Here is a 23,167-nt window from a genome sequence, read left to right on the forward strand (position 1 = left end):
TTTTTTCAAGGACTCAAAGACTAAGCCACTCAAAGTTCCAAATTAATAGACTTATAGACTACTTACAAACTCTTCCCACGTTTTAAACTTCTCTTCGTCCATGACTTTTTCCATTTTTACCTGACCGCCTTTTTTCTTATTGTGATCGTTCCATTGTGCAAATGTTTCTGGTTGTATTTTATGAACTTGCACACCTTTTAGTGCCTTGGTTCTTGCTACTTTATAGTTTTTATTAGCTTCTTGTAGCGATTGATCTAGAGCCTCAGCAAGTTCTTTTTCTGAAGTTTCTGTTTCTGTACCTAGATACCATACATGCTGAAAGTTGCCATCAATTTTCTTGGCAGAAACGGTAAACTCTTTAATGCTGGTATTAAATTTTTCTTGTAATTCTGTAATCGCGGTTTCCATTTTAAGAACTGATAACTGACTACCTACTACGTTTAAGAAAAACTTAGTTCTACCAGTTATTTTAATTTCGGCTCTTTCTAGGTCTGTAAATTTTATTGTATCACCTATTAAGTAACGCCATGCACCAGATACTGTCGATATGATTAAAGCATAATCGACCTCTGGTTCTACCTCATCCATAGTTAGAACTGGCGCATCATCAGAAATGCTACCATCTTGTTCCACGTATTCTGGTTGAAAAGGCACAAATTCAAAATAAATACCACCATCGGTAATCAACTGCATAGAACTAGATTCTGGACGTTGTTGACAGGCTATAAAACCTTCACTAGCTAGATAGGTATCTACTATCTGAACTGGTTTTGTAAATAGCTTTTCAAAGCTCGAGCGATAAGGTTCAAATGCTACACCACCAGAAGTATAAACCGACAGATTAGGCCATATTTCATGAATAGAATCTACCTTGTGATAATCCATTACTTTTCTAAGCATCATTTCTAACCATGATGGAATACCGCTTAACATACCTATATCCCAATTTTTAGCTTCTTCTGCTATTCTTTGAACGCGCTCATCCCAATCGTCTATGGAAGATATTTCTTTTCCTGGTCTGTAAAAAGAGTCTAAAAACTCTGGAATATTACTGGCAGATATTCCACTAATTTCTCCTATCGTAAAACCATTTTCTTCACTCAAATCTGTAGAACTACCTAGTGCTAGGACTTCACTCTCAAATACATCTGTGGGCAAATTGAAATTAGTCAATGCACTTACCTGCCTGGTTCCTGCAGCTTTTATCGCCGCAATCATCTCATCTGTGACTGGAATTGTTTTAGATTTTTTACCTGTGGTACCACTAGATCTAGCAAGAAAATTTGGTACGCCTGGCCATGCGATATCGGGCTTTCCTTCTTTCATGCGAGACCACCATTGCTCGTCCATTTTGTGATAGTCGTAAAACGGTACCGCTTTCGCGAAAGCGTGCTCCATATCATCTCCTTCTAAAACACTATTAAAGTCATAATACAAGCCGAAAGAAGTGCTCTTTGCCGTTTTTAATAAATGCTCCAATACTTTGCGTTGCGCAACCACATGGTCTGACGTCGCGGTAATCGTCTCGTGAAGATTTAATGCTGTCTTAATAATAGGACCTAAAAGTGCCATGAAATAGTGGTTTATTCCAAAAATAGACCTTTAAACACCTGTGCTAGGTTAAGATTCTGATAAGATTTTAAATATGAATAAAATTAAATTCCGATCCCAATGACTCTAGAAATGTCACTGTTTAAATATAGCCTAATGATACTTAGTAAAGATTTTTGTCGCTTCATTGTAACTACTTTCAAAGGACATCGCGTTTACGTTTGAATCTGCTTTTACGGCGTTAAAATAACTTACCATTTTCTCTGTAGGCATATTACCTGTAAGTTCATCCTTTGCCATAGGGCAACCGCCAAAACCTTGAATCGCACCATCAAAACGACGGCAACCAGCTTTATAAGCAGCGTCTACTTTTTCATGCCACGTGGTAGGTGTGGTATGTAAATGTGCGCCAAATTCTATTTCAGGATATTTAGGAATCAAGTTAGAGAACAAATAGGTAATCGTCTCAGGATCTGAACTACCTATGGTATCAGAAAGCGATAAAATCTTAACGCCCATCTTGTATAATTTCTCAGTCCACTCTCCTACTATCTCCACATTCCATGGATCTCCATAAGGATTACCAAATCCCATCGAGATATAAACTACTAACTCTTTATCATGCTTTTGAGCGATATCAATTACTTCTTGCAACAACTCCACACTTTGTGCAATAGTTTTATGGGTATTACGCATCTGGAAATTCTCTGAAATAGAGAACGGATAACCCAAATATTGAATCTCTGGATGCTCACAAGCAGCCTTTGCACCACGTAGATTTGCAATAATAGCAAGCAGTTTAGATTCTGTTTTAGAAAGATCTAGTTTTGAAAGAACCTCAGCCGTATCCACTAGTTGCGGTATTGCTTTAGGAGAAACAAAACTACCAAAATCTATGGTATCAAATCCACATCGCAATAAGGACTGAAGGTATTGCACCTTCAAATCTGTAGGAATCATTTCTTTAATTCCTTGCATTGCGTCACGCGGACATTCTATGATTTTTACCTTTTCCATCAGAGTGTAAAGATAATGTGGATTTAAGGTTTACGAAAACGATTTCAACTTCTTATTTTTAACGCAAAAAGCCTCTTAAAAACTAAGAGGCCTTAAGGTTCAAGCAAAAATTAAGGGGAAGTTTAATTTTCAATTGTAATTTCTTTTCTATCAAATCTGAGTTCAAATATGAATGATAAGAATCACATAATTATCACAACGCCACTTAATTGATTACAACCACTCTTTTTTAAGATATAAACAAACTCAACAAACCTGCTACATCTTCTTGTCTTTCTATATAATATCGTGCGGCAGTATTTACACGTCCTACTTTTACAGTAACGGCATCTTCTGGTAGATCTTGGAACATAAATTCATCAGTCCAGTCGTCTCCAATAGCAAAAACAAAATCTTTTTCTGAACTTAATATATGATTAGTTGCCGCTTTACCTTTGTGAACATTCATACTTTTTATTTCAATGACTTTGTTACCATAAAGAACGCTTAAACCACGGTTGATGCTTAGCTCTTTAATAACGTTAGAGAGCTCTGTAGCTCGTTGCTCACCTAAATCAGGATCTGCCTTACGATAGTGCCATACTAAGGAATATTTCTTTTTCTCTATGAATGTACCAGGAGTACGATCAACATATTTTTGAAGAATAGGCTCTATAGTCGGAAACCAGTCTGTATTCATGGTCTCAGTTAGACGCCATTTTTCATCACCTAGGTTCTTTTTAAGCACTCCATGTTCTGCAATAAGAACCACTGGAATATCCTTAAACCATTCTCCCAAAGTATCTGCATCGCGGCCACTGATAATCACAACTTCAGTACGTGGCAATTCATTTAAACCGCGTACTAAATTTAAAATTTCTTCATCTGGATGTGCTTCGCTAGGGTCGTTAACAAAACCTCTTAAAGTCCCATCATAATCTAAAAAGAAGATTCTATTCTGAGATTCTTTATATCGTTGTAACAATTCCTCTTTACAATTAGAGTTTATTAATTTAGTCTTTACCAACTCTTCATTTCTTTTAACGGATTTAAGCTTGTTCATAAAATCTTCTGCCCATTTCTCTACATTGTAGCGTTTCAGGCGACTTTGCATATATTTATTACGTTTTTTTTGCTCAATCACAGGCATCTCTATAGCTTTCTTTATGGTGTCTGCAATCAATTCGAGGTCATTAGGATTAATGAGTAATGCCTCATTCATTTCCTTTGCTGCACCTGCCATCTCACTTAAAATCAATACACCTGTGCGATCAGTACGACAGGCGATATATTCTTTAGCAACTAAATTCATTCCGTCACGTATAGGTGTTATAAGAGCCACCTCACAAGAAGTATAAAGATCTATTAAGTTGGTAAATGGCATAGACCTATAGAAGTACCAGATAGGCGTCCAACTTACGGTGGCAAATTTTCCATTGATACGTCCTACTAGCTCGTCAATTTCTTTTTTCAATCGTTTATATTGTTTAACGTTTGAACGACTGGGAACCGCTAACATGACTAGTCGCACCTTTTCAATATAATCTGGATATTTCTCTAGGAACCGCTCATAAGCCTTGATACGGTTTGCGATACCTTTTGTATAATCTAGTCTATCAATAGACAGAATCATTTTAGCCTCAGGAGTTTCTTCTTGATGATGATATAATCTGCGTTGTAGTTCACTCTGCGTTATATCTGTTTGTTGTTGGTTCGCTTTTGAAAAAGAAGAAAACTTTTCATAATCAATACCCATAGGAAAGGAATCTACTGTCACGACACGATCTGCCAGAGTGATACTATTAAAACTAGTCGCATAGCCTAAAATCCTACTTACCGAACTTAAAAAATGTCGCTCATAATCATAAGTATGAAACCCAATAAGATCAGCACCTAAAAGTCCATTTAAAATCTGCTCACGCCATGGAATTGTTCTGAAAACTTCAAACGAAGGAAATGGAATATGTAAAAAGAAACCAACAGACACATCTGGACGTTCTTCTTTTATAAGTTGTGGCAACAACATAAGTTGATAATCATGCACCCAGACGGTATCACCTTCTTCTAAGTTTTCTAATACTACTTGCGCAAATTTTTCATTTACCCTTTTATAGGATTCCCAATATTTGTTACTAAATTTTGCATATTCCATAAAATAATGAAACATGGGCCATATGGTATGATTGCTAAACCCATAGTAAAAGCCGTCTAAGTCTTCTTGAGACAATGCTACAGAGGCACATTGTTGCTCTTGAACCGCTTTTTCCACAGCACTTTCTAACTGTGAATCAACATCTTCCTGTATAAGTCCATTCCACCCTATCCATATTCCATTACTCTCTTTATGTACAGATTTAAGTCCTGTAGCCAGCCCACCAACACTAGGAGAAGAGGAAACTTTACCGTTTTCAATGTTTAATTGTAAGGGTAATCTATTAGAAACTATTAATGTTTTTAACATAAAGATAAATCCTTTGGTTTGAATTATTGATTAATCCTTAAATTTCGGAAAAATCTGTTTGCCCTAAAGAAAATTATACGATTATTATGAATAATTTAAATTATGGAATTATAGGTAACTGCCAAAGCGCAGCCCTTATTTCTGAAAAAGGTTCAATTGACTGGTGCTGTCTTCCCATATTTGATTCTGCATCTGTATTTGCAAAATTACTAGATGACAAAAAAGGTGGTTCTCTCAGTTTTATAATCACTGATGATTATTCTATATCTCAGGAATATCTATGGCAAACTAATATCCTAAGCACCACTTACGATAATGGAATCGATGCATTTCAGGTAATTGATTTTATGCCACGTTACCAGCAAGAAGATGGCAGTTATTATACGCCGCCAGATATCATAAGGTTTATAAGACTGTTGAAAGGAAGGCCACAATTTTCCGTACAGTATGATCCACGTCTAGAATATGCTTCTAGCAAAGTATTTACTACGATTGAAGAAGAGTATATCCATAGCCAGACTAAAGATGGTAAATATGATTCTTTGTTTTTATACAGCGATCTCAATTATAGCGACATTGTCAACCAGCAAACTATAACATTGACTGGTAACGCCTATTTATTAGTGAGTTATCATGAGAAATTGAGTCCGCAAAGTCTAGACAGATGCTATCTTAAATTCCAGCGTACTAAAACCTACTGGATGGACTGGAGTGAAAAAACGACTCGCTATCCGATCTATCAAAATGAAATTGTACGTAGTGCTCTTACTCTCAAAGTACTTTCTTATGAAAAATCTGGAGCTGTACTAGCTGCTGCTACCACGAGTTTACCAGAAACCATCGGTGAGGTAAGAAACTGGGATTATCGTTTTTGTTGGATACGAGATGCTTCTATGGTAATTAAAGTCATTGCAGATTTAGGGCATCCATTAAGTGCACGTAAATTTTTACAATTTGTTATAAATACCATACCTGATAAAGATGAAAAAATTCAAATCATGTATGGAATTAATGGTGAGCGTGACCTTACAGAGAGTTTTCTAGACCATCTAGATGGGTATCAGAATTCGCAGCCTGTGCGCATAGGCAACGCTGCTTACATACAGAAGCAAAATGATATCTATGGGATTCTAATGGAGGTTATATATCGCCAGTTTGTAGAATTTGAAACCACTCTAGAAAACCGCGAAGAACTGTGGACCATTATTAAAGGAATTACTAAAATAGTAGAACAGCACTGGCAAGAACCAGATAAAGGTATATGGGAGCTGCGTACAGAAGATAGACATTTCACGTTTTCAAAATTACTTTGTTGGGTCGCTATGGATCGAGCTATTAAAGTAGGTGAAATATTAGGACGTAATGAACCTTTGAAAGATTGGAAAACATTAAGAGCAGAAATTTATGAGGATATTTACCAAAATTCTTGGAGCGAAGAAGTACAAGCATACACCCAATCTTATGGTTCAAAAGATTTAGACGCCTCGACGTTGTTAATGGAACAGTATGGATTTATTAAAGCAACTGATTCTCGTTTTATAAGCACCGTACAAGCAACAGAAAAAGAATTATGCCGCGATGGATTAATGTATAGATATAAGAATCAAGACGACTTTGGTGAGCCGTCTTCTAGTTTTACGATTTGCTCATTCTGGTTTATAGATAGTCTTAACAAAATAGGAGAAACCAAGAAAGCTCGTAAGTATTTTGACCAGTTGTTATCGTACAGTAATCACTTAGGATTGTTTAGTGAGGATATAGATTTTGAAACCAAAAGACTACTAGGAAACTTTCCACAGGCCTATTCACATCTTGCGCTTATTGAAACTGCTATCAATTTTTCAAAAACCTTAAAGGACAGCTAATTAAGAAAATTTAAAAGTGAAAATTGTTTATCATCGTTTTTTTTAAGGAATCAATATCGCCACCGCAATCCCTATAAAAACTACGATCTGCACCCATTTCATAGCTGGGGCAAACCATCGAGAAGATTTTATGAAACTTGCTGCTTTTCCGGCAAGCAAGGCAATCGTATAGAAAGTCATTAAAGAAACAAGCATAAAAACACCACCTAGCACATAAATTTGAATCCAATCGGGATAAGAGTTTGCGATTACAAACTGTGGTAATAAAGCTAGAAAGAATAAGGTTACTTTAGGATTTAGCAAATTCATGGTGATGCCGACTTTGTAGAGTTTCCATAGACTTTTATTAGATGCTTTTTCAGCTCCAAATTCTATAGAATCATCAGACTTAACAATTTTGTAAGCTAAGTAAAGTAAGTAAATGGCTCCAGCTATTTTTATAGCATATAACAACCACTCGTTATCTCTTATGACAATGGCAAAACCAAATGCAACTACAGATGTATGAACTATGCAACCTGTAATCAATCCACTAGCAATGGCAATTCCATATTTAGAACCACGAGCTACCGATTGTGTTAGGACAAAAATATTATCTGGTCCTGGAGAAATGGCAAGCAGTAAGGTTGCAAATGCAAAAGATACCAGTGACTCTATCACAATCCTTGAGCAACTATAGCATTATTAATATCTCTAATCAACTTAGGCCCTTCATATACAAATCCTGTATACAATTGTACGAGACTGGCACCAGCATTCATTTTGTCAATGGCGTCTTGAGCCGTCATGATGCCTCCTACACCTATGATAGGAAACGCGCCATTGCTTTTTTGATGTAAAAAGGCAATTACTTCTGTGGCTCTTTGAGTAAGTGGCGCACCACTCAATCCGCCAGCTTGTTTTACTAGACTTTCTTCTGATTGCAATCCTTCTCTAGAAATGGTTGTATTACTAGATATGACTCCATCAATTTGAGTATCTTCTACTATTCCTATGATATCTAGTAACTGATCATCAGTCAAATCTGGAGCAATTTTAAGAAGTATAGGTTTTCTGTTAACCTTTTTATTATTTAAGTCTTGAAGTGTTTGAAGTATGTGCGTTAGCGGTTTGCGATCTTGCAGCTCGCGTAATCCTGGTGTATTGGGTGAGCTCACATTTACTGTAAAATAATCTACATAATCAAACAGCTTTTCAAAACAAATGATGTAATCGTTTACCGCATCCTCATTAGGCGTGAGTTTGTTCTTCCCAATATTTCCACCTATTAAAACGTGATTAGGTTGGCCTAGCTTTGGATTTTTTTTCAATCGTTCTACAGCAGCATCTACTCCACCGTTATTGAATCCCATTCTGTTTACAATCGCTTGGTCTTTCTTTAATCTGAACAATCGTTGCTTAGGATTTCCATCTTGCGGCTTTGGTGTCAGCGTTCCTATTTCTATAAATCCAAAACCAAGATTTGAAAATTCCTTAAATGCTTTAGCATCTTTATCAAATCCTGCTGCCATTCCTACTGGATTCTCAAACTGTAAACCAAAGAGTTCTCTTTTTAAAGCAGGATGATTTTGTTTATAACGCTTTCGCGAAAGCGCACTAAAACCAGGCACTTTGCTCAATAATTTGATGCTTTTAAAAGAAAAATGATGAACTGCCTCTGGATCAAAGGAGAAAAGTAACGGTCGTACTATAGATTTATACATAAGAATAAGGTTGTGCAAATTTACAATCCGTTGGACTTTATTCCATATTTTTGTGACTCTTAAAAATTGACAGATATGAGTAAATATGATGTAATCGTTTTAGGTAGTGGACCTGGTGGATATGTAACTGCAATACGCGCGTCTCAATTAGGTTTGAAAACTGCTATTGTAGAGAAGGAATCTCTAGGTGGAGTATGTTTGAATTGGGGTTGTATCCCTACAAAAGCACTAATTAAAAGTGCTGATGTTTTCAATTACCTCAACCATGCCGAAGATTATGGTCTTAAAGTTACTGGTGTAGATAAAGATTTTAACGCGGTTGTGAAACGTTCTCGTGATGTTGCTAACGGAATGAGTAAAGGTGTACAGTTCTTATTAAAAAAGAATAAGATAGATGTCATCATGGGTTACGGTACCGTTAAAAAGGGAAAGAAAATAGAGGTAAAAGCTGAAGATGGATCTACTTCAACTGTTGAAGGAAAGCATATTATTATAGCTACTGGTGCAAAGTCTCGTGTACTTCCTAATTTACCACAGGATGGTAAAAAAGTAATAGGTTACCGTGAAGCTATGACTTTAGAAAAGCAACCTAAGAAAATGATCGTAGTAGGATCTGGAGCAATAGGAGTTGAGTTTGCTTATTTCTATAACTCTATGGGAACTGAGGTTACTATAGTAGAGTATGTAGATCGTATTGTACCTGTTGAAGATATTGACGTTTCTAAGCAAATGGAACGTAGCTTTAAAAAAGCAGGCATTAAAATCATGACGTCTAGTGAAGTTACTGGTGTAGATACATCTGGTAATGGCGTTAAAGCAACGGTAAAAACTAAAAAAGGAGAAGAAATTCTTGAAGCTGATATCGTTTTAAGTGCGGTAGGAATTGAGACTAACTTATCTAACATAGGTCTAGAAGAAATAGGAATATCTACAGATCGTGGTAAAGTACTAGTTAATGACTGGTATCAAACTAACATACCTGGATATTATGCCATAGGTGATATTACAGCTGGTCCAGCTCTAGCTCACGTGGCAAGTGCCGAAGGTATTTTGTGTGTAGAGAAAATTGCAGACATGCATGTAGAACCACTTGATTATGGTAACATACCTGGTTGTACATACTCTACTCCAGAAATTGCGAGTGTAGGTATGACAGAAGCACAAGCTAAAGAAGCTGGTTATGAATTAAAGGTTGGTAAATTTCCATTCAGCGCATCTGGAAAAGCAAGCGCATCTGGAGCAAAAGATGGTTTTGTAAAAGTGATTTTTGATGCTAAATATGGTGAATGGTTAGGATGTCACATGATAGGTGCTGGTGTTACTGACATGATTGCCGAGGCAGTTCTAGGTCGTAAACTAGAAACTACTGGTCACGAAGTGTTAAAAGCGGTGCATCCACACCCGACAATGAGTGAAGCGGTAATGGAAGCTGTAGCAGACGCATATGGTGAAGTGATTCACTTATAAAGTAAGATTGATAATAAATCAAAAGCCTCAATTTCTTATTGAAATTGAGGCTTTTTTAATTTGTTTTAAAAATTTAACTTTTAAAACTTAATTCCCATACCTAATGTAACTGTATTTATTCTACCTCTGGATGTAGATAAATTTTGAAGCTGAGTTCTTTTAAGAATATCTCCTTCATACCTTAAATCTATAAAAATACTTTTACTTGCCTGATACCGGACACCTAGTTGAAATCTAGGCATTATGGATCTGTATTGAGGATTATTTTCTCTACTATCATAGAAATTATAACTGCCAGCATACTCAACTGCCAGACCACCGTAAGCAGTCCAACGAGGCGCAAATTGATAACCGTATTGTATAGATATGGTAGAAGCTAATCGGTAGTATAAACCAGCACTTAATTCCATTTTCAGATTGGAATTCTTATTAATTTGATACTGCGCAAAAAATGCTAGTCTGGTAATACCATCGGTTTGAGAAAAACCACCTGTGCCCTGAAAATTAGAATAAGAACTTCGCTCTAATCCTTGATTCACTTGAATTCCAAAATCCCATGACTTGGGTTCTGGAAATAAACAGGATAAATCTGTCGATCTTTTTTCTTGCGCGCTTGTTAGTAAGACACTAGAAAATGCGAGCAACATAGCCGCAAAAAATTTGTTTTTCATCATTTAGTTTTTTATCTCAGGAGATAACCATATTTAAAACACAATTATTTGTTAATCAAATTGTTAAATGCTCCCAATTAACAAATGAACATCTCGACCAAAGTATTTTCCTATAAATTGAAATTTTATTTAATAAATTAGATACATTAGGGCCTTAACTAACCAAATTTATAATATGAAAAAACTATTATTAACTTTAATCACCTGTGTATCATTAAGCTTAACTGGACAAGCACAAGAAAAAGGGCTTATTGAAGTGATGGGAAGTGCAGGATTAAATATCTCTAACGTCTCTAACGCATTTGACAATACTAAATCTGATTTCAACTTTAATGCAGCTGTAGGTGCAGAATATTATTTTAGTGATCGATGGGGAATTAAAGCTAAAATTATACTAGATCAAAAAGGCTGGGCAGATGGTTTTGTATCTGATGAATTCGGTACTTTAATAACAGACTTCAGACTCAGCTACACGACAATTCCTGTAACTGGTGTTTTACATTTTGGAAGAAGTGATAATTGGTATTTACACTTTGGAGGTTATGTAGGTTTTCTAAATGATGCAACAGCTCTTGCAAATGACTCGGATGTTTCTGAAGCATTTAGTAGTACCGATTTTGGATTTAATACAGGTATAGGTGTTCGCATTCCTATTTCAGATCAAGCAAAAATATTCTTTGAATACGATGCACAATCCGGATTAAACGATGTATTTAAGGAGAATGACGGTGAAGCAGCTAGAAATGGCCGCAGTAGTATAAATGCAGGAATTGTGTTTAGTCTTTAAAAACATTTTAAAAAATAAAAAAAGCTCTAAAATAATATTTTAGAGCTTTTTTTATTTTTTATTGATCTGTGGTTTTTCTCTATAAAAGACTAGAGTAACTTCTTCACCTACAACAAGACTTGATAATAAATCGATGGTCTCTCCTTTTCCATCAGATAATTTGATTTTTGCGGTATTAGGCGCCTCTTTACCTTCATTTAAAGCAGTGACAATAATTGTATTGACATCTTCTGTAAGTTGTAGTTCTAATTCTTTTTGCTTCTTTACCGTACTATAGGAAGACAAAATGTCTTTACCATTTAAAGTGATTTTAATGATATCACCATCTACTGTTCCTGGATCCCAAATCATCAATTTCAAATAATCTTGATTCCATATAATATTTACCTTTTCTCCACCTTTCAATCTATTATCTTCAAAACGACTCATGAATTGATTCATGTCTATTTTTTGCTTAGTGCTATCTGCAATTTTATTAGACTTTGCGACTAATCTCTCAAATCGTTCAGTTCGCTTTTCAATTTTATCAGCAGCGTTAAGACTCAACTCACCATCAATGCAACTCGTTAAGTCATCATAGTAGCTTTTAAAAGTTCCTTCTACTGCAGCCTTACCGTTAAGTTTTCTAGTTTTACCAGTAAAGTACACGTAACAAAAATCAAGTTCGGTAATATCAGACTTGGTATAAATAGTTGAAACCTCTCTAAATTCTAAAGTATTCTTACGATCATTAAATCGTCCAACAATTGACGATTTAGTCTCGTGATCTCCATTCATATCTGTATAAGAATATCCTTTAATAAAACCTTCTTTCTCAGTAAAATTAACTTTATAAGATATAAATGTACTGTCTGGTAATTTCAAAAAACCTAGGTACTCATGTTCTTGTGCATTAGAGAATATTGAGAAGAAGATTACTACAATAAGAAGGTGCTTATTCATTATAAATTATATATTTGGTAAATATAACTAACTAAATTTTCTAATATGAAAACTAAATTGACTCTAGCTCTTATGAGCATTTTCATGCTGGTAAGCACATTAAGTTTTGCTTCTTTCCCAGTAGAACGCAACGTTGTTACTACAGTTAACACGACAACAACTGTTGAGGAATCTACTACAACGGTTACTCTTTCTTCTCCAGCTGCTGCGGCACTTGATGAAGAAATGTGGATTGCAGCTGCTTTATGGTTCTTCTTAGGAGGATTTGCTGCTCACAGATGGTACTTAGGTAGCCCATGGTACTGGAATATACTTTTCATTATCACTTTAGGTGGTATAGGTATATGGTGGCTAGTTGATGGTATTCAAATACTTTCTGATAACTGGTAGAAATCAGTTTTCATCAATATTAAAAAGGCCACTATTTCTAGTGGCCTTTTTTTATAACTTAAAACTTTTAATGGCTAGTTCATAGCCTTTAAGACCAAAACCACTAATGATCCCAGCAGCATTTTTTGAGATATAGGAGACATGTCTAAATTCTTCTCGATCCATCACATTAGAGATATGGACCTCAATTACAGGAACGCTTATACCAGCAACGGCATCTCCTATCGCTACAGAGGTATGCGTGTAACCACCAGCGTTAAAAATTACACCATCTACTCCATTTTGTTGAGCAGCATGTAATTCATTAATTAGTTCTCCTTCAATATTGGACTGATAATATGAAAGCTCAATTTCTTTAAAAGCGAATTGTAGCTCTCTAAAATAATCTTCAAAACTTTTAGAACCATATGTTTCTGGTTCTCTCTTCCCTAATAGATTTAAATTAGGACCATTAATGATGTGTATTTTCATGGTTTAAAGATATTGGTAATTACGCTTTCGCGAAAGCGTGAAACAAAAAAAGCAGCCCTGCGGCTGCTTTTTAAATCATCGTTTATAATCTCCTTAGAATTTATATCCTAATGAAATCTGTAAATTTGAATTAGTGATATCATCACCGAAAGTGTCATTATCTTTATAGACATTACTTAGCCCAATCATATAACGTGCGCTAACATTAAATCCTTCTAGAGAAGTACCTTCTTTGAATTTATAAGCTAGTCCACCACCTACACTTAGATCAATCGTTTCTGCATTAAGTTCTTCATCAACATTTTCACCGTTAACTTCATACTTATCACTTACTAAGAAACCTATTTGTGGTCCTGCATCAATAGAGAATCCAGAATCAGCGATATAAAATTTAGCTAACACTGGTACATTGATGTAGTCTAATTTTAATACTTGTTCAACATTCTGCCCTAAAATCTCATCTTCTGATTGTAATCCTTGCGTAGAGTATACTACCTCACCTTGTAATCCAAAAGTGTCGTTGAACATATATTCACCTGTAAGACCTACATGAAAACCAGTTCTACCATCTGCGTCTTCAACACTATCGCCTGTTAATTTTGCAAAGTTAACACCACCTTTAACTCCAAAATCAATTTCTTGAGCTGATGATAATCCAAAAGCAAATACCCCTAAAATTAAACTTAATGCAATTTTTTTCATAATATTTTGATTTTTTATTAGTTCGGTGCAAATATAATTGCGTCCTAAACCGGTATGTATTAAAAAAAATATAAGGAGTCTTAAAGGATGTTAATTGAAAAATGCCAATTATTAACTGTCAACCTTTTAAGCCGATGTATTAATTTTTAATTAACACGACCTCATTATCCTAATTTATAAATAGTAATACTTCTACCTTTACAATTATGAAATGGGAACACAGCATTAAGGACTTTTTGACATACTCTAGATTGGAACGCAGTCTAGCAGATAATACCATAAAAGCTTATAAACGCGACCTAGAGAAGTTTACGACTTGGTTAACAGATCACAAGATATCTCAATCACCGACACACATTACCACAAATACAATCAGAGATTATATTTATGAACTCGCAAAAAACGTATCTGCCAGATCCCAAGCAAGAGCTTTAAGCAGTTTAAAAGCATTTTTCAATTACCTAATTCTTGAAGATTATAGAAAAGACAACCCACTAGAATTAATAGAATCGCCTAAAATAGGTCGCAAACTTCCAGACACTTTAAGCACAAGTGAGATTGACACACTTATTAATTCCATAGATCGATCTACACCACAAGGCGAGCGCAATCGTGCTATACTAGAAACATTGTACGGTTGTGGACTACGCGTGAGTGAACTCATTACACTGAAGATAAGTGACCTATTTTTTGAAGAAGGCTTTATAAAGGTAACTGGTAAAGGAGATAAACAACGATTTATACCTATAGGAGAATTTACTATAAACGTTATCAATCTTTATAGAGATGAGATACGTTGCCACATACCTATTAAACCACAACATACAGACACTCTTTTCCTTAATAGACGTGGTGCAGGACTGACTAGAGCAATGATTTTTCACATTATAAAAGAGCTTAAAATTAAAGCAGGTATTACAAAAAAAATTAGTCCACACACGTTCAGACACTCATTTGCCACGCACCTCTTAGAGAATGGTGCTGACCTTAGATCTATTCAAATGATGCTAGGACATGAAAGTATCACCACCACAGAAATATATATGCACGTCGATCGTGCTCACCTCACTAAAATTATGGAAAAACACCATCCTAGGGCTTAGTTATTTTCTATTAAAGTTATGTCAAAGTAGTAGAATTGCTTTTATCTCGCTTACGCGAAAGCTAACTTTATAAAAAAACTAAAACTTATGAAATCTTTAAAATTTAAAAATGGTGATGAGCTATTCCCTATAGGATTAGGAACATGGAAATCAAAACCAGGCGAGGTTAAAAATGCTGTAATCAGCGCTTTAGAATCTGGTTATAAACACATAGACTGCGCCGCTATATATGGTAATGAGAAAGAAATAGGAGAAGCATTTAATGAGGTATTCTCTAAAGGAGAAATAAAAAGAGAAGATGTATGGATTACATCAAAACTATGGAACAATGCTCACTTACCTAAAGATGTAGAGCCAGCGATGAAACAAACGCTCAAGGATTTACAACTGGATTATCTAGATTTATATTTAATACACTGGCCAGTCGCATTTAAACCCGATGTACAGTCGCCAGAAGGTCCTGAAGATTATTTAACACCACAAGAGGCGCCTATCACTGATACATGGAACGCCATGGGAGAATTAAAACGAAAAGGTCTTGCAAAACATATAGGAGTTTCTAATTTCAGTAAACAAAAATTAGAAGAACTTATCGCAAATACAGATGAAGTGCCTGAAATGAATCAAGTTGAGCTTCATCCATTATTACAGCAAAATGAACTTTTTGAGTATTGCAGTAATAAAGGAATACATCTTACAGGCTATTCACCACTAGGTAGTGGAGACAGATCTGAAGGAATGAAACAAGAGAACGAACCTAATATGTTTGAAAAAACTGAAGTTCAAAATATTGCAAATAAGCATAATGTTTCTCCTGCACAAGTTCTAATCAACTGGTCAGCTCAAAGAGGAACTGCCGTGATTCCTAAATCTACAAATCCAGGTAGGATTAAGCAAAATCTTGAGTCTGCACAATTGCAGTTAGATAAAGATGACCTTAAAAACCTTGCCCAACTCGATGAACATTATAGGTATGTAACTGGTAAGTTTTTTGAAGTCGAAGAAAAAGGTTATAAGAATATTTATGACGAATAAACAAATGTTTAATTTAATGTAATTAAACATGTTACATAAAAAATACCCTTTAAAGGGTATTTTTTATGAGCTAGATTTGCTTAACTTTATACCGTAGTAATTAAGCAAAACTTTTTAAGTACGCATTAATTAAAAAGCTGTGAGAGATTTATTTTAATCACATCACTAATTATTATGAATATGAAAACCTGTAAAAAGGTGATCAAAAAGAAAACTCTAGACGTGTAGGGGCGACTAGAGTTTTACTTTATAATAAAAGAGCGCTGCATGATGCAGCGCTCTTTTTAGTTTAAGAAAATATAGCTTAATTACTTTGCTATATTAACAGCTCTAGTTTCTCTTATAACAGTTACTTTAACCTGACCAGGATAAGTCATATCTGTTTGAATTTTTTGTGAAATTTCAAACGATAACTGTGCTGCCTTATCATCGCTTACTTTTTCACTTTCTACAATCACACGTAACTCACGTCCTGCTTGAATGGCATATGCTTTTTCAACACCGTTGAAACCAAATGCTATTTCTTCAAGATCTTTTAATCGCTGAATGTAAGAGTCTAGCACCTGACGTCTAGCTCCTGGACGTGCACCGCTTATAGCATCACACACCTGTACGATAGGAGAAAGTAATGATGTCATTTCAATTTCATCGTGGTGAGCACCTATAGCATTACAAACTTCTGGTTTCTCACCATGCTTTTCAGCTAGGTTCATACCTAAGATTGCGTGAGGAGTTTCATCTTCTGTTTCTGGCACCTTACCAATATCATGTAGTAATCCAGCGCGTTTTGCAAGTTTAGGATTCAACCCTAACTCTGCTGCCATGGTACCACATAACTTTGCTACTTCCCTACTGTGCTGCAATAAGTTTTGTCCATAAGAAGAACGATACTTCATTCTACCTACCATTTTAATTAATTCTGGATGTAGACCATGTATTCCTAAATCAATCACAGTACGTTTCCCAACCTCAGCAATTTCTTGATCAATCTGCTTTCTTGTTTTTGCAACAACCTCTTCAATTCTAGCTGGGTGAATACGTCCATCAGTTACTAATTTGTGTAATGACAAACGAGCTACCTCTCTACGTACTGAGTCAAAACAAGAAAGAATAATTGCGTCTGGTGTATCATCAACTATAATCTCAACACCAGTAGCAGCTTCAATAGCTCTAATATTGCGACCTTCTCGTCCTATTATACGACCTTTTACGTCGTCCGACTCAAGATTGAATACAGAAACGCAATTTTCTACAGCCTCTTCAGTACCTATGCGCTGTATTGTATTAATAATAACTTTACGTGCTTCTTGTGTTGCGGTAAGTTTTGCCTCTTCGATAGTACTTTGCACTATACTCATCGCTTCGGTCTTTGCCTTATCTTTTAAAGACTCTACTAATTGTTTTTTAGCATCCTCACCAGACATTCCACTAATAACCTCAAGTTGTTTTACCTGAGACTCGTGCATTTTTTCAACTTCGGCTTGTTTTTTAAGAATAGACTCTCTTTTAGAATCTAAGTCATTTATTTTATTGGATAATTTTTGCTCTAATTGTTTAGTTTTTGCAAGTTCACTAGACACTTTAGACTCCTTATCTCTTGTACGCTTTTCAGCATCGCTCATTTTCTTTTCGCGATTCATGATTTCTTTCTCATGTTGCGATTTAAGCTCTATAAATTTCTCTTTTGCCTTAAAAGTTTTTTCATTTTTAATTTTTTCGCCTTCTACTTGGGCTTCTTTAACTAAAGATTTTGCTTCTTTCTGTGCATCGGCTATAAGTTGTGAGGCTTTGCCTTTTTCAACTATTGATTTTGCTATGAAGTAGCCTATTGCTAGACCTACTATTAATGCTACGATAGCATATATGATTGGTGTCATTGCTGATGTTTCCATTGGTTATTATATATAAAAAAACCTGCACAAGTTGGGTTTTGAATGAACTCCTTAAATAAAGTTTAAGGTTAACTGGTTGATCAAGGATCCGGCTCATAGGTTCGGCTTGCTTTTACAACCACGACTCACCTTTTTTAAAGAATTACGTGTTGAGTTCACCAAAAAATGAAACAAGTGCAGGTAGTAACTGTTTATGTTTAAAGAACGACTAAGATAATTGTTGTGATAATAACTGGCTCAAGACTTCTAACTGTTCTTGTGCCTGGGCTACATCTTCACTACTATCTATATTTATTTGTTCAGCTTTTGCTGCAAATTGAAGAGCACACATCGCTAGAACGTCTTGCTTATCTCTTACGGCATAACTGCTTTCAAGCTGTTTAATCATCGCCTCGATATTTTTTGCTGCTTTACGCAAACCTTCTTCACGAGAAGGATCTATGGTTAGTGGATAAACACGATCTGCAATTGAAATCTTTATTTTTAGTTTATCTGCCACTATGAAGCTATTTGATCTATACACTGATCGAGTTCACGAATCAATGCGTTTATTTTGAGCTTGGTTTTTGTTTTATAATCGTCACTACCCAGCATAGCATTTGCGGTTTTAAGTGCCACAATTCTCTCTTCACTAACTTTTAACGCCTCAACGAGCTCTTTATTATCGTCTTCTAGCAAGGACATTTCAGCCTTTTGCTGTTCATTCTGCGTTTTTAATCGCACATTTTCTTCAATTAAAGCTTTGATTTTAAGCTCTATGGTTGCAATTTGGGAAGAAAGTGTTGGCACTTGAGCAAATTTTATACTGTTCTTACAAAATTAGGATTACCGCGAGACTTATCAAACATTATTGGAACAAAGTTTGAAAGACCAGTAAGAAATCTCTTTGCAAGTTGGCGCAAGCCTATTATATTTAGCCTATGTTACATAAAAAAATAATTTTCTTCTTTTCATTGCTCGTTGTGTCCAATTTTGGCGCAAGCCAAAACCAAAAAAATATTCCTGAAGGTTATTTCAAGAATCCACTAGATATTGAATTAAAATTATCTGGAACTTTTGGAGAATTGCGCTCTAATCACTTTCATAGTGGTTTAGATATTAAAACAAACCAGCGCACTGGTTTAAAAGTTTATGCTACAGCTTCTGGTTATGTTAGTCGTATTAAAATTGAACGCTATGGTTATGGTAAAGCTATTTACATCACACATCCTAACGGATACACTAGCGTATATGCACACCTAGATAAATTATCTCCTCGTATAGAAGAGTATCTTAAAAAAAGACAGTACGATAATGAAACTTATGAAATCCAACTTTTCCCAACTGATCTTGAATTGAGAGTAGATCAAGGTGAGGTAGTTGCCTTTAGTGGTAATAGTGGCGGTAGCGGTGGACCTCACTTACATTTTGAAATTAGGGACAGTGCTGCAAGACCTATCAACCCAATGATGATGGGTATTAATGTACCAGACACTAAAAAGCCGTTAGTAAAGCAAGTAATGGCCTATCCACTAGATGAAAACGCAACTATAAATGGAAAGAATGAACCTACTCTTTTAAGGCTTATACCTTTAAAAACTGGTGGGTTTAAAACAGAAAAGCTAAATGCATATGGTACGATAGGTATAGGCGTTAATACCAGTGACCGTCAAAATGGTGGTAATAACCAGAATGGTGTTTATCAAATTAAAACCAGCTTTAACGGTACTCCTAATTTTGAAATTTGTTTTGACACTTATGCATTTAGTGAGACCAGATATTTGAATCAAATGATTGATTATGAGTTTTTCAAAGAAAAGAAAAGTCGTATTTCAAAATTATTTATTCCACCAGGAAGTCCATTAAGCCTTTACGGCAATTCAATTAACGATGGTAAACTATCCCTTTATGAACCTGGATCTAATAGCAGCTATCATATTGAAATCAAAGATTACCAAAACAATACCAGTAAGATTGTTGTAGACATCATTAATGATCAACCGCCTACAGAATTATTAGCACCTGATAATGACGGATTAGAATATGTAAGTCATTCAACCACATTCAATAGTAAAATGGGGAAATTTAACCTCACAATTCCCAAAGGTGCTTTATATGAAGACCAACTATTAGAAATCAAAGAAAACTTAGACACCATAACTATTCATAGAGACATTGTACCGTTGCATAAAAACTTTATACTTGAATTTGATATAAGCTCAAAAGCTGGTGATAATCTGGATCAATACTACATTGCACGTATTACCTCATGGGGTGCTGCCTATCACGTTAACACAAAACGCAATGGCAACAAACTGACTGCTTACAGTAAAATAATGGGTACTTATGCCATTACTAAGGATGATAAAAAACCTACTATTAAACCCATCAATTTTAAAAACAAACAATGGATTAGTAAGAATAAAACATTAAAACTATCTATTGCAGATAAAGACAGTGGCATTGACGGATATCGAGCAACAGTAAATGGCAAATTCATTCTCATGGAGTACGATTATAAAACTGGTATCATAAAACACGATTTTTCAGATAATGTCGTTACAGATAGTGAAAACCACCTTAAAGTAATCGTAACGGACAATGCTGGAAATAGCACTACATTTGAAGCTACGTTTTTCCGCAAGATTTAATTAAGACATTTGAAGACCTACCTTTTCCTCGCTGCATTCCTTTTAAGCCTTATCACAATGGCTCAACAAGCCACTATACAAGGTGTTATTCTAGATGAATTTAATGAACCTGTAAAAGATGTAAATGTATCTATACAAGGCACTACAATTGGAACAGCCTCTAATGAAAATGGATTCTATCAATTAAAAGTGCCTGCAAATCAAAAAGTGGTCATCACATTTACCGCAATAAGTTATAAAGGTGGACAAAAGGAATTAACCCTTAAAAATCTTCAGGTTTATGAATTAAATCCTGTGATGGTTTCAAGTATTGAGATTATAGACACAGTAGTTTTAAACACTACTACACGTGAGGACCTAGAAGGTATTACAACCATAAGTGCAAAGGTGATACGTAAAATCCCTGGAGCACAACCTGGTGTAGAGAACATTTTAAAATCATTACCTGGTGTAAGCGGCAGCAATGAATTAAGCACACAATATCGTGCTCGCGGTGGAAACTTTGATGAAAACCTAATCTACATCAATGAAATTGAAGTTTATAGACCATTCTTAATACGCAGCGGTCAGCAAGAAGGATTGAGTTTTGTAAATTCAGATATGGTGCGTAGTGTAGACTTTAGTGCTGGTGGTTTTCAATCTAAATATGGTGATAAACTGAGTTCTGTATTAGACATTGATTACCGTCGCCCTACAGCCTTTGGTGCAGGAATAGATGCCAGTTTACTAGGTGTTAATGCGTTTGTTGAAGGAGACGCTTTCGCGAAAGCGTTTACAGGAATACTAGGTGTGCGTTACAGAGATAACAGTTTATTAGTAAATTCTAGAGAAACCGAAGCTAATGCTATACCAAGATTCTTTGACGCACAGACCTACTTGACTTATAAAATCAATCCAAAGTTAGAACTGGGCTTTTTAGGTAACATTGCGATTAACAGTTATGAATTTGAGCCACGATTTAGACAAACTAATTTTGGAACACTACAAGATCCACAAGCTATCGTGATACGTTATCAAGGTCGTGAAGATGATCAGTATGAAACCTATTTTGGAGCCCTTAAAGCTAGTTATGACGCTACCGAAAATTTAAGCCTAAGGTTTATTACTAGTGTTTATCATACTCAAGAACAAGAGCATTATGATATTTTAGCTAACTATGGTCTTGGAAGACCAAACACGGATATAGGTGGCGCAGACTTAGGACAAGTAGATTTTACCACAGCTATAGGTTCAGAGTTAGAGCATGGTCGTAATGATCTAGACGCACTTATTGTTACTGCAGAACATAGAGGAACGCTAGAATTCCCAAGTGATAAAAAAGAAAACGATCGCCTCGATTGGGGAATTAAATTCTCTAAAGAAGATATAAGAGATCGTGTACGAGAATATAACGTGATCGACAGTGCAGGTTTTAATATAAGACCACCATTTGCTGACCTAGCAAACGATCAACCTTATGAACCTTTTACTGGACCACTCGTTCCTTTTGAATCCACTAGTGCAGATAATGATGTACAAGTGACACGTTATCAATTATTTGGTCAATATAGCAGTCGTGGTTATATCAAAGACACAGAGGTTTTTTGGAACGCTGGGATACGTTCCCATACCTGGAATGTAAGTGGTGACGGCATTGAAAGCACAACACAAACGGTAGTCTCGCCACGTGGTCAACTCGCTATTAAACCAGCCTGGAATAATACTGATATGCTCTTCCGCATTTCTGGTGGGCTGTATTACCAGCCACCATTCTATAGAGAGTTACGTGACCAGCAAGGTGTAGTAAATCCTGCTGTAAAAGCACAAAAATCCATTCATGCTGTAATAGGAAACGACTGGAGTTTTAACTGGATATCTAGCGATGGTAAAAAACGACCTTTTAAATTAACAACTGAAGTTTATTACAAAGATTTGACAGATGTAAATACTTATACGCTAGAAAACGTACGCATCAGGTACAGAGCAAATAATGATGCCGTTGCATATGCCTATGGTGTAGACTTGCGCATTAATGGTGAATTTGTACCAGGTACCGAAAGCTGGTTCAGTGCTGGATATTTAAAGACAGAAGAGAATTTAAATGATAGAGGCTACATCGCAAGACCAACAGATCAGCGATTAAAATTTGCTGCATTATTTCAAGACTATGTTCCTAACATGCCTCATTTAAAAATGTATTTAAACTTAGTATATAATACAGGCTTACCAGGTGGATCACCTAATTATGCAGACCCATATGATTTTCAGTTCCGTTTACAGGATTATCGTAGAGCAGATATAGGTATCAATTTAGTATTGAAAGACGATAAAAAGTCTAGTAAATTATTCAGCAATTTTGCTGAAGTGACCATTGGTGCAGAGATTTATAACATCTTTGATGAAAGTAACTCGATCACTAATATTTGGGTACGTGACGTTTCTAGTCAGCAGCAATTTGCTATACCTAATGAGTTAACGCCACGAGTATTTAATGTAAGATTGGTAGCTAGATTGTAAAAGTT

At 35.5% G+C, this 23,167-nt stretch carries 20 protein-coding genes and 1 other RNA gene; 8 read left to right on the forward strand and 13 right to left on the reverse strand.

The features are described from left to right. Window positions 1–51 precede the first annotated feature (51 nt). The 3 genes from IL45_RS06375 to IL45_RS06385 all read right to left on the reverse strand — a co-directional run bounded on the left by IL45_RS06375 (window position 52) and on the right by IL45_RS06385 (window position 5,008). A complete protein-coding gene (locus IL45_RS06375; RefSeq protein ID WP_036581643.1) occupies window positions 52–1,572 on the reverse strand; it encodes a GH3 family domain-containing protein in 1,521 nt (506 codons plus the stop codon). Between the two features lie 132 nt (window positions 1,573–1,704). Continuing rightward, a complete protein-coding gene (locus IL45_RS06380; protein ID WP_036581645.1) occupies window positions 1,705–2,568 on the reverse strand; it encodes a hydroxymethylglutaryl-CoA lyase in 864 nt (287 codons plus the stop codon). Between the two features lie 229 nt (window positions 2,569–2,797). Next, window positions 2,798–5,008 (reverse strand): bifunctional alpha,alpha-trehalose-phosphate synthase (UDP-forming)/trehalose-phosphatase, encoded by a 2,211-nt coding sequence (locus IL45_RS06385; protein ID WP_036581648.1) that lies wholly within the window; start codon window positions 5,006–5,008, stop codon window positions 2,798–2,800. Between the two features lie 86 nt (window positions 5,009–5,094). On the opposite strand from IL45_RS06385, the gene IL45_RS06390 reads away from it, so the two are divergent. Continuing rightward, window positions 5,095–6,873, forward strand: coding sequence for a glycoside hydrolase family 15 protein (locus tag IL45_RS06390; protein WP_036581650.1), 1,779 nt, complete (start codon window positions 5,095–5,097; stop codon window positions 6,871–6,873). A gap of 42 nt (window positions 6,874–6,915) precedes the next feature. Here the strand turns inward: IL45_RS06390 and IL45_RS06395 are convergent, their stop codons facing one another. Both IL45_RS06395 and IL45_RS06400 read right to left on the reverse strand, forming a co-directional pair. After that, a complete protein-coding gene (locus IL45_RS06395) occupies window positions 6,916–7,533 on the reverse strand; it encodes a LysE family translocator (protein WP_036581652.1) in 618 nt (205 codons plus the stop codon). Then, window positions 7,530–8,576: a quinone-dependent dihydroorotate dehydrogenase gene (locus tag IL45_RS06400; protein WP_036581655.1), complete on the reverse strand. Its 1,047-nt coding sequence runs from the start codon at window positions 8,574–8,576 to the stop codon at window positions 7,530–7,532. Before IL45_RS06400 ends, IL45_RS06395 begins: the two co-directional genes overlap by 4 nt. Window positions 8,577–8,651: 75 nt before the next feature. Between IL45_RS06400 and lpdA the strand changes: the two genes are divergently transcribed. Continuing rightward, the gene (gene lpdA / locus IL45_RS06405; RefSeq protein ID WP_036581657.1) at window positions 8,652–10,043 is read left to right on the forward strand and encodes a dihydrolipoyl dehydrogenase; all 1,392 of its coding nucleotides are present in this window, start codon (window positions 8,652–8,654) and stop codon (window positions 10,041–10,043) included. 80 nt (window positions 10,044–10,123) lie between these two features. Here the strand turns inward: lpdA and IL45_RS06410 are convergent, their stop codons facing one another. Next, a complete protein-coding gene (locus tag IL45_RS06410) occupies window positions 10,124–10,714 on the reverse strand; it encodes a hypothetical protein (RefSeq protein ID WP_146128670.1) in 591 nt (196 codons plus the stop codon). Window positions 10,715–10,889: 175 nt separating this feature from the next. On the opposite strand from IL45_RS06410, the gene IL45_RS06415 reads away from it, so the two are divergent. Then, entirely contained in the window at window positions 10,890–11,501 is a 612-nt protein-coding gene (locus tag IL45_RS06415) for a porin family protein (RefSeq protein ID WP_036581662.1), read from the forward strand. A gap of 51 nt (window positions 11,502–11,552) precedes the next feature. Here IL45_RS06415 and IL45_RS06420 read toward each other — a convergent pair whose 3' ends face one another. Next, the gene (locus tag IL45_RS06420) at window positions 11,553–12,443 is read right to left on the reverse strand and encodes a hypothetical protein (protein ID WP_036581665.1); all 891 of its coding nucleotides are present in this window, start codon (window positions 12,441–12,443) and stop codon (window positions 11,553–11,555) included. Between the two features lie 45 nt (window positions 12,444–12,488). Between IL45_RS06420 and IL45_RS06425 the strand changes: the two genes are divergently transcribed. Further along, window positions 12,489–12,833, forward strand: a complete 345-nt coding sequence (locus IL45_RS06425) for a TM2 domain-containing protein (protein WP_036581667.1) — start codon at window positions 12,489–12,491, stop codon at window positions 12,831–12,833. A gap of 51 nt (window positions 12,834–12,884) precedes the next feature. Here IL45_RS06425 and aroQ read toward each other — a convergent pair whose 3' ends face one another. Continuing rightward, a complete protein-coding gene (aroQ, locus tag IL45_RS06430; protein WP_036581670.1) occupies window positions 12,885–13,304 on the reverse strand; it encodes a type II 3-dehydroquinate dehydratase in 420 nt (139 codons plus the stop codon). 93 nt (window positions 13,305–13,397) lie between these two features. Continuing rightward, on the reverse strand, window positions 13,398–14,006 hold the full coding sequence (locus tag IL45_RS06435; protein WP_036581673.1) for a porin family protein: 609 nt from the start codon (window positions 14,004–14,006) through the stop codon (window positions 13,398–13,400). Window positions 14,007–14,212: 206 nt separating this feature from the next. Between IL45_RS06435 and xerD the strand changes: the two genes are divergently transcribed. Together xerD and IL45_RS06445 are read left to right on the forward strand one after the other, a co-directional pair. Then, the gene (gene xerD, locus IL45_RS06440; RefSeq protein ID WP_036581675.1) at window positions 14,213–15,109 is read left to right on the forward strand and encodes a site-specific tyrosine recombinase XerD; all 897 of its coding nucleotides are present in this window, start codon (window positions 14,213–14,215) and stop codon (window positions 15,107–15,109) included. Window positions 15,110–15,196: 87 nt separating this feature from the next. Next, entirely contained in the window at window positions 15,197–16,144 is a 948-nt protein-coding gene (locus tag IL45_RS06445) for an aldo/keto reductase (protein WP_036581678.1), read from the forward strand. 308 nt (window positions 16,145–16,452) lie between these two features. Here the strand turns inward: IL45_RS06445 and rny are convergent, their stop codons facing one another. From rny to IL45_RS06460, 4 genes are all read right to left on the reverse strand, one after another. After that, window positions 16,453–18,036 (reverse strand): ribonuclease Y, encoded by a 1,584-nt coding sequence (gene rny, locus IL45_RS06450; protein WP_397303440.1) that lies wholly within the window; start codon window positions 18,034–18,036, stop codon window positions 16,453–16,455. A 44-nt stretch (window positions 18,037–18,080) separates the two neighbouring features. After that, window positions 18,081–18,191, reverse strand: a non-coding RNA gene (ssrS, locus tag IL45_RS14925) — 6S RNA. Window positions 18,192–18,244: 53 nt separating this feature from the next. Next, complete coding sequence (locus IL45_RS06455) at window positions 18,245–18,535, reverse strand: cell division protein ZapA (RefSeq protein ID WP_036581681.1); 291 nt, start codon at window positions 18,533–18,535, stop codon at window positions 18,245–18,247. Further along, window positions 18,535–18,825 carry a hypothetical protein gene (locus IL45_RS06460; RefSeq protein WP_036581687.1) on the reverse strand — a complete coding sequence of 97 codons (291 nt, stop codon included), beginning with the start codon at window positions 18,823–18,825 and terminating at the stop codon, window positions 18,535–18,537. Before IL45_RS06460 ends, IL45_RS06455 begins: the two co-directional genes overlap by 1 nt. Window positions 18,826–18,956: 131 nt before the next feature. On the opposite strand from IL45_RS06460, the gene IL45_RS06465 reads away from it, so the two are divergent. Both IL45_RS06465 and IL45_RS06470 read left to right on the forward strand, forming a co-directional pair. Further along, entirely contained in the window at window positions 18,957–20,666 is a 1,710-nt protein-coding gene (locus tag IL45_RS06465) for a M23 family metallopeptidase (protein WP_036581689.1), read from the forward strand. A gap of 57 nt (window positions 20,667–20,723) precedes the next feature. Further along, the gene (locus tag IL45_RS06470; RefSeq protein WP_051788674.1) at window positions 20,724–23,162 is read left to right on the forward strand and encodes a TonB-dependent receptor; all 2,439 of its coding nucleotides are present in this window, start codon (window positions 20,724–20,726) and stop codon (window positions 23,160–23,162) included. The last annotated feature ends 5 nt before the right edge of the window (window positions 23,163–23,167 follow it).

The organism is Nonlabens ulvanivorans, assembly GCF_000732625.1.
Taxonomy (GTDB): domain Bacteria; phylum Bacteroidota; class Bacteroidia; order Flavobacteriales; family Flavobacteriaceae; genus Nonlabens; species Nonlabens ulvanivorans.

Bases quoted from the DNA above. Each gene is read 5' to 3' on its own strand.
- IL45_RS06375 (WP_036581643.1), bottom strand. From the start codon at position 1,572: ATGGCACTTTTAGGTCCTATTATTAAGACAGCATTAAATCTTCACGAG.
- IL45_RS06380 (WP_036581645.1), bottom strand. From the start codon at position 2,568: ATGGAAAAGGTAAAAATCATAGAATGTCCGCGTGACGCAATGCAAGGA.
- IL45_RS06385 (WP_036581648.1), bottom strand. From the start codon at position 5,008: ATGTTAAAAACATTAATAGTTTCTAATAGATTACCCTTACAATTAAAC.
- IL45_RS06390 (WP_036581650.1), top strand. From the start codon at position 5,095: ATGAATAATTTAAATTATGGAATTATAGGTAACTGCCAAAGCGCAGCC.
- IL45_RS06400 (WP_036581655.1), bottom strand. From the start codon at position 8,576: ATGTATAAATCTATAGTACGACCGTTACTTTTCTCCTTTGATCCAGAG.
- lpdA (WP_036581657.1), top strand. From the start codon at position 8,652: ATGAGTAAATATGATGTAATCGTTTTAGGTAGTGGACCTGGTGGATAT.
- IL45_RS06410 (WP_146128670.1), bottom strand. From the start codon at position 10,714: ATGAAAAACAAATTTTTTGCGGCTATGTTGCTCGCATTTTCTAGTGTC.
- IL45_RS06415 (WP_036581662.1), top strand. From the start codon at position 10,890: ATGAAAAAACTATTATTAACTTTAATCACCTGTGTATCATTAAGCTTA.
- IL45_RS06420 (WP_036581665.1), bottom strand. From the start codon at position 12,443: ATGAATAAGCACCTTCTTATTGTAGTAATCTTCTTCTCAATATTCTCT.
- IL45_RS06425 (WP_036581667.1), top strand. From the start codon at position 12,489: ATGAAAACTAAATTGACTCTAGCTCTTATGAGCATTTTCATGCTGGTA.
- aroQ (WP_036581670.1), bottom strand. From the start codon at position 13,304: ATGAAAATACACATCATTAATGGTCCTAATTTAAATCTATTAGGGAAG.
- IL45_RS06435 (WP_036581673.1), bottom strand. From the start codon at position 14,006: ATGAAAAAAATTGCATTAAGTTTAATTTTAGGGGTATTTGCTTTTGGA.
- xerD (WP_036581675.1), top strand. From the start codon at position 14,213: ATGAAATGGGAACACAGCATTAAGGACTTTTTGACATACTCTAGATTG.
- IL45_RS06445 (WP_036581678.1), top strand. From the start codon at position 15,197: ATGAAATCTTTAAAATTTAAAAATGGTGATGAGCTATTCCCTATAGGA.
- rny (WP_397303440.1), bottom strand. From the start codon at position 18,036: ATGGAAACATCAGCAATGACACCAATCATATATGCTATCGTAGCATTA.
- IL45_RS06465 (WP_036581689.1), top strand. From the start codon at position 18,957: ATGTTACATAAAAAAATAATTTTCTTCTTTTCATTGCTCGTTGTGTCC.
- IL45_RS06470 (WP_051788674.1), top strand. From the start codon at position 20,724: ATGGCTCAACAAGCCACTATACAAGGTGTTATTCTAGATGAATTTAAT.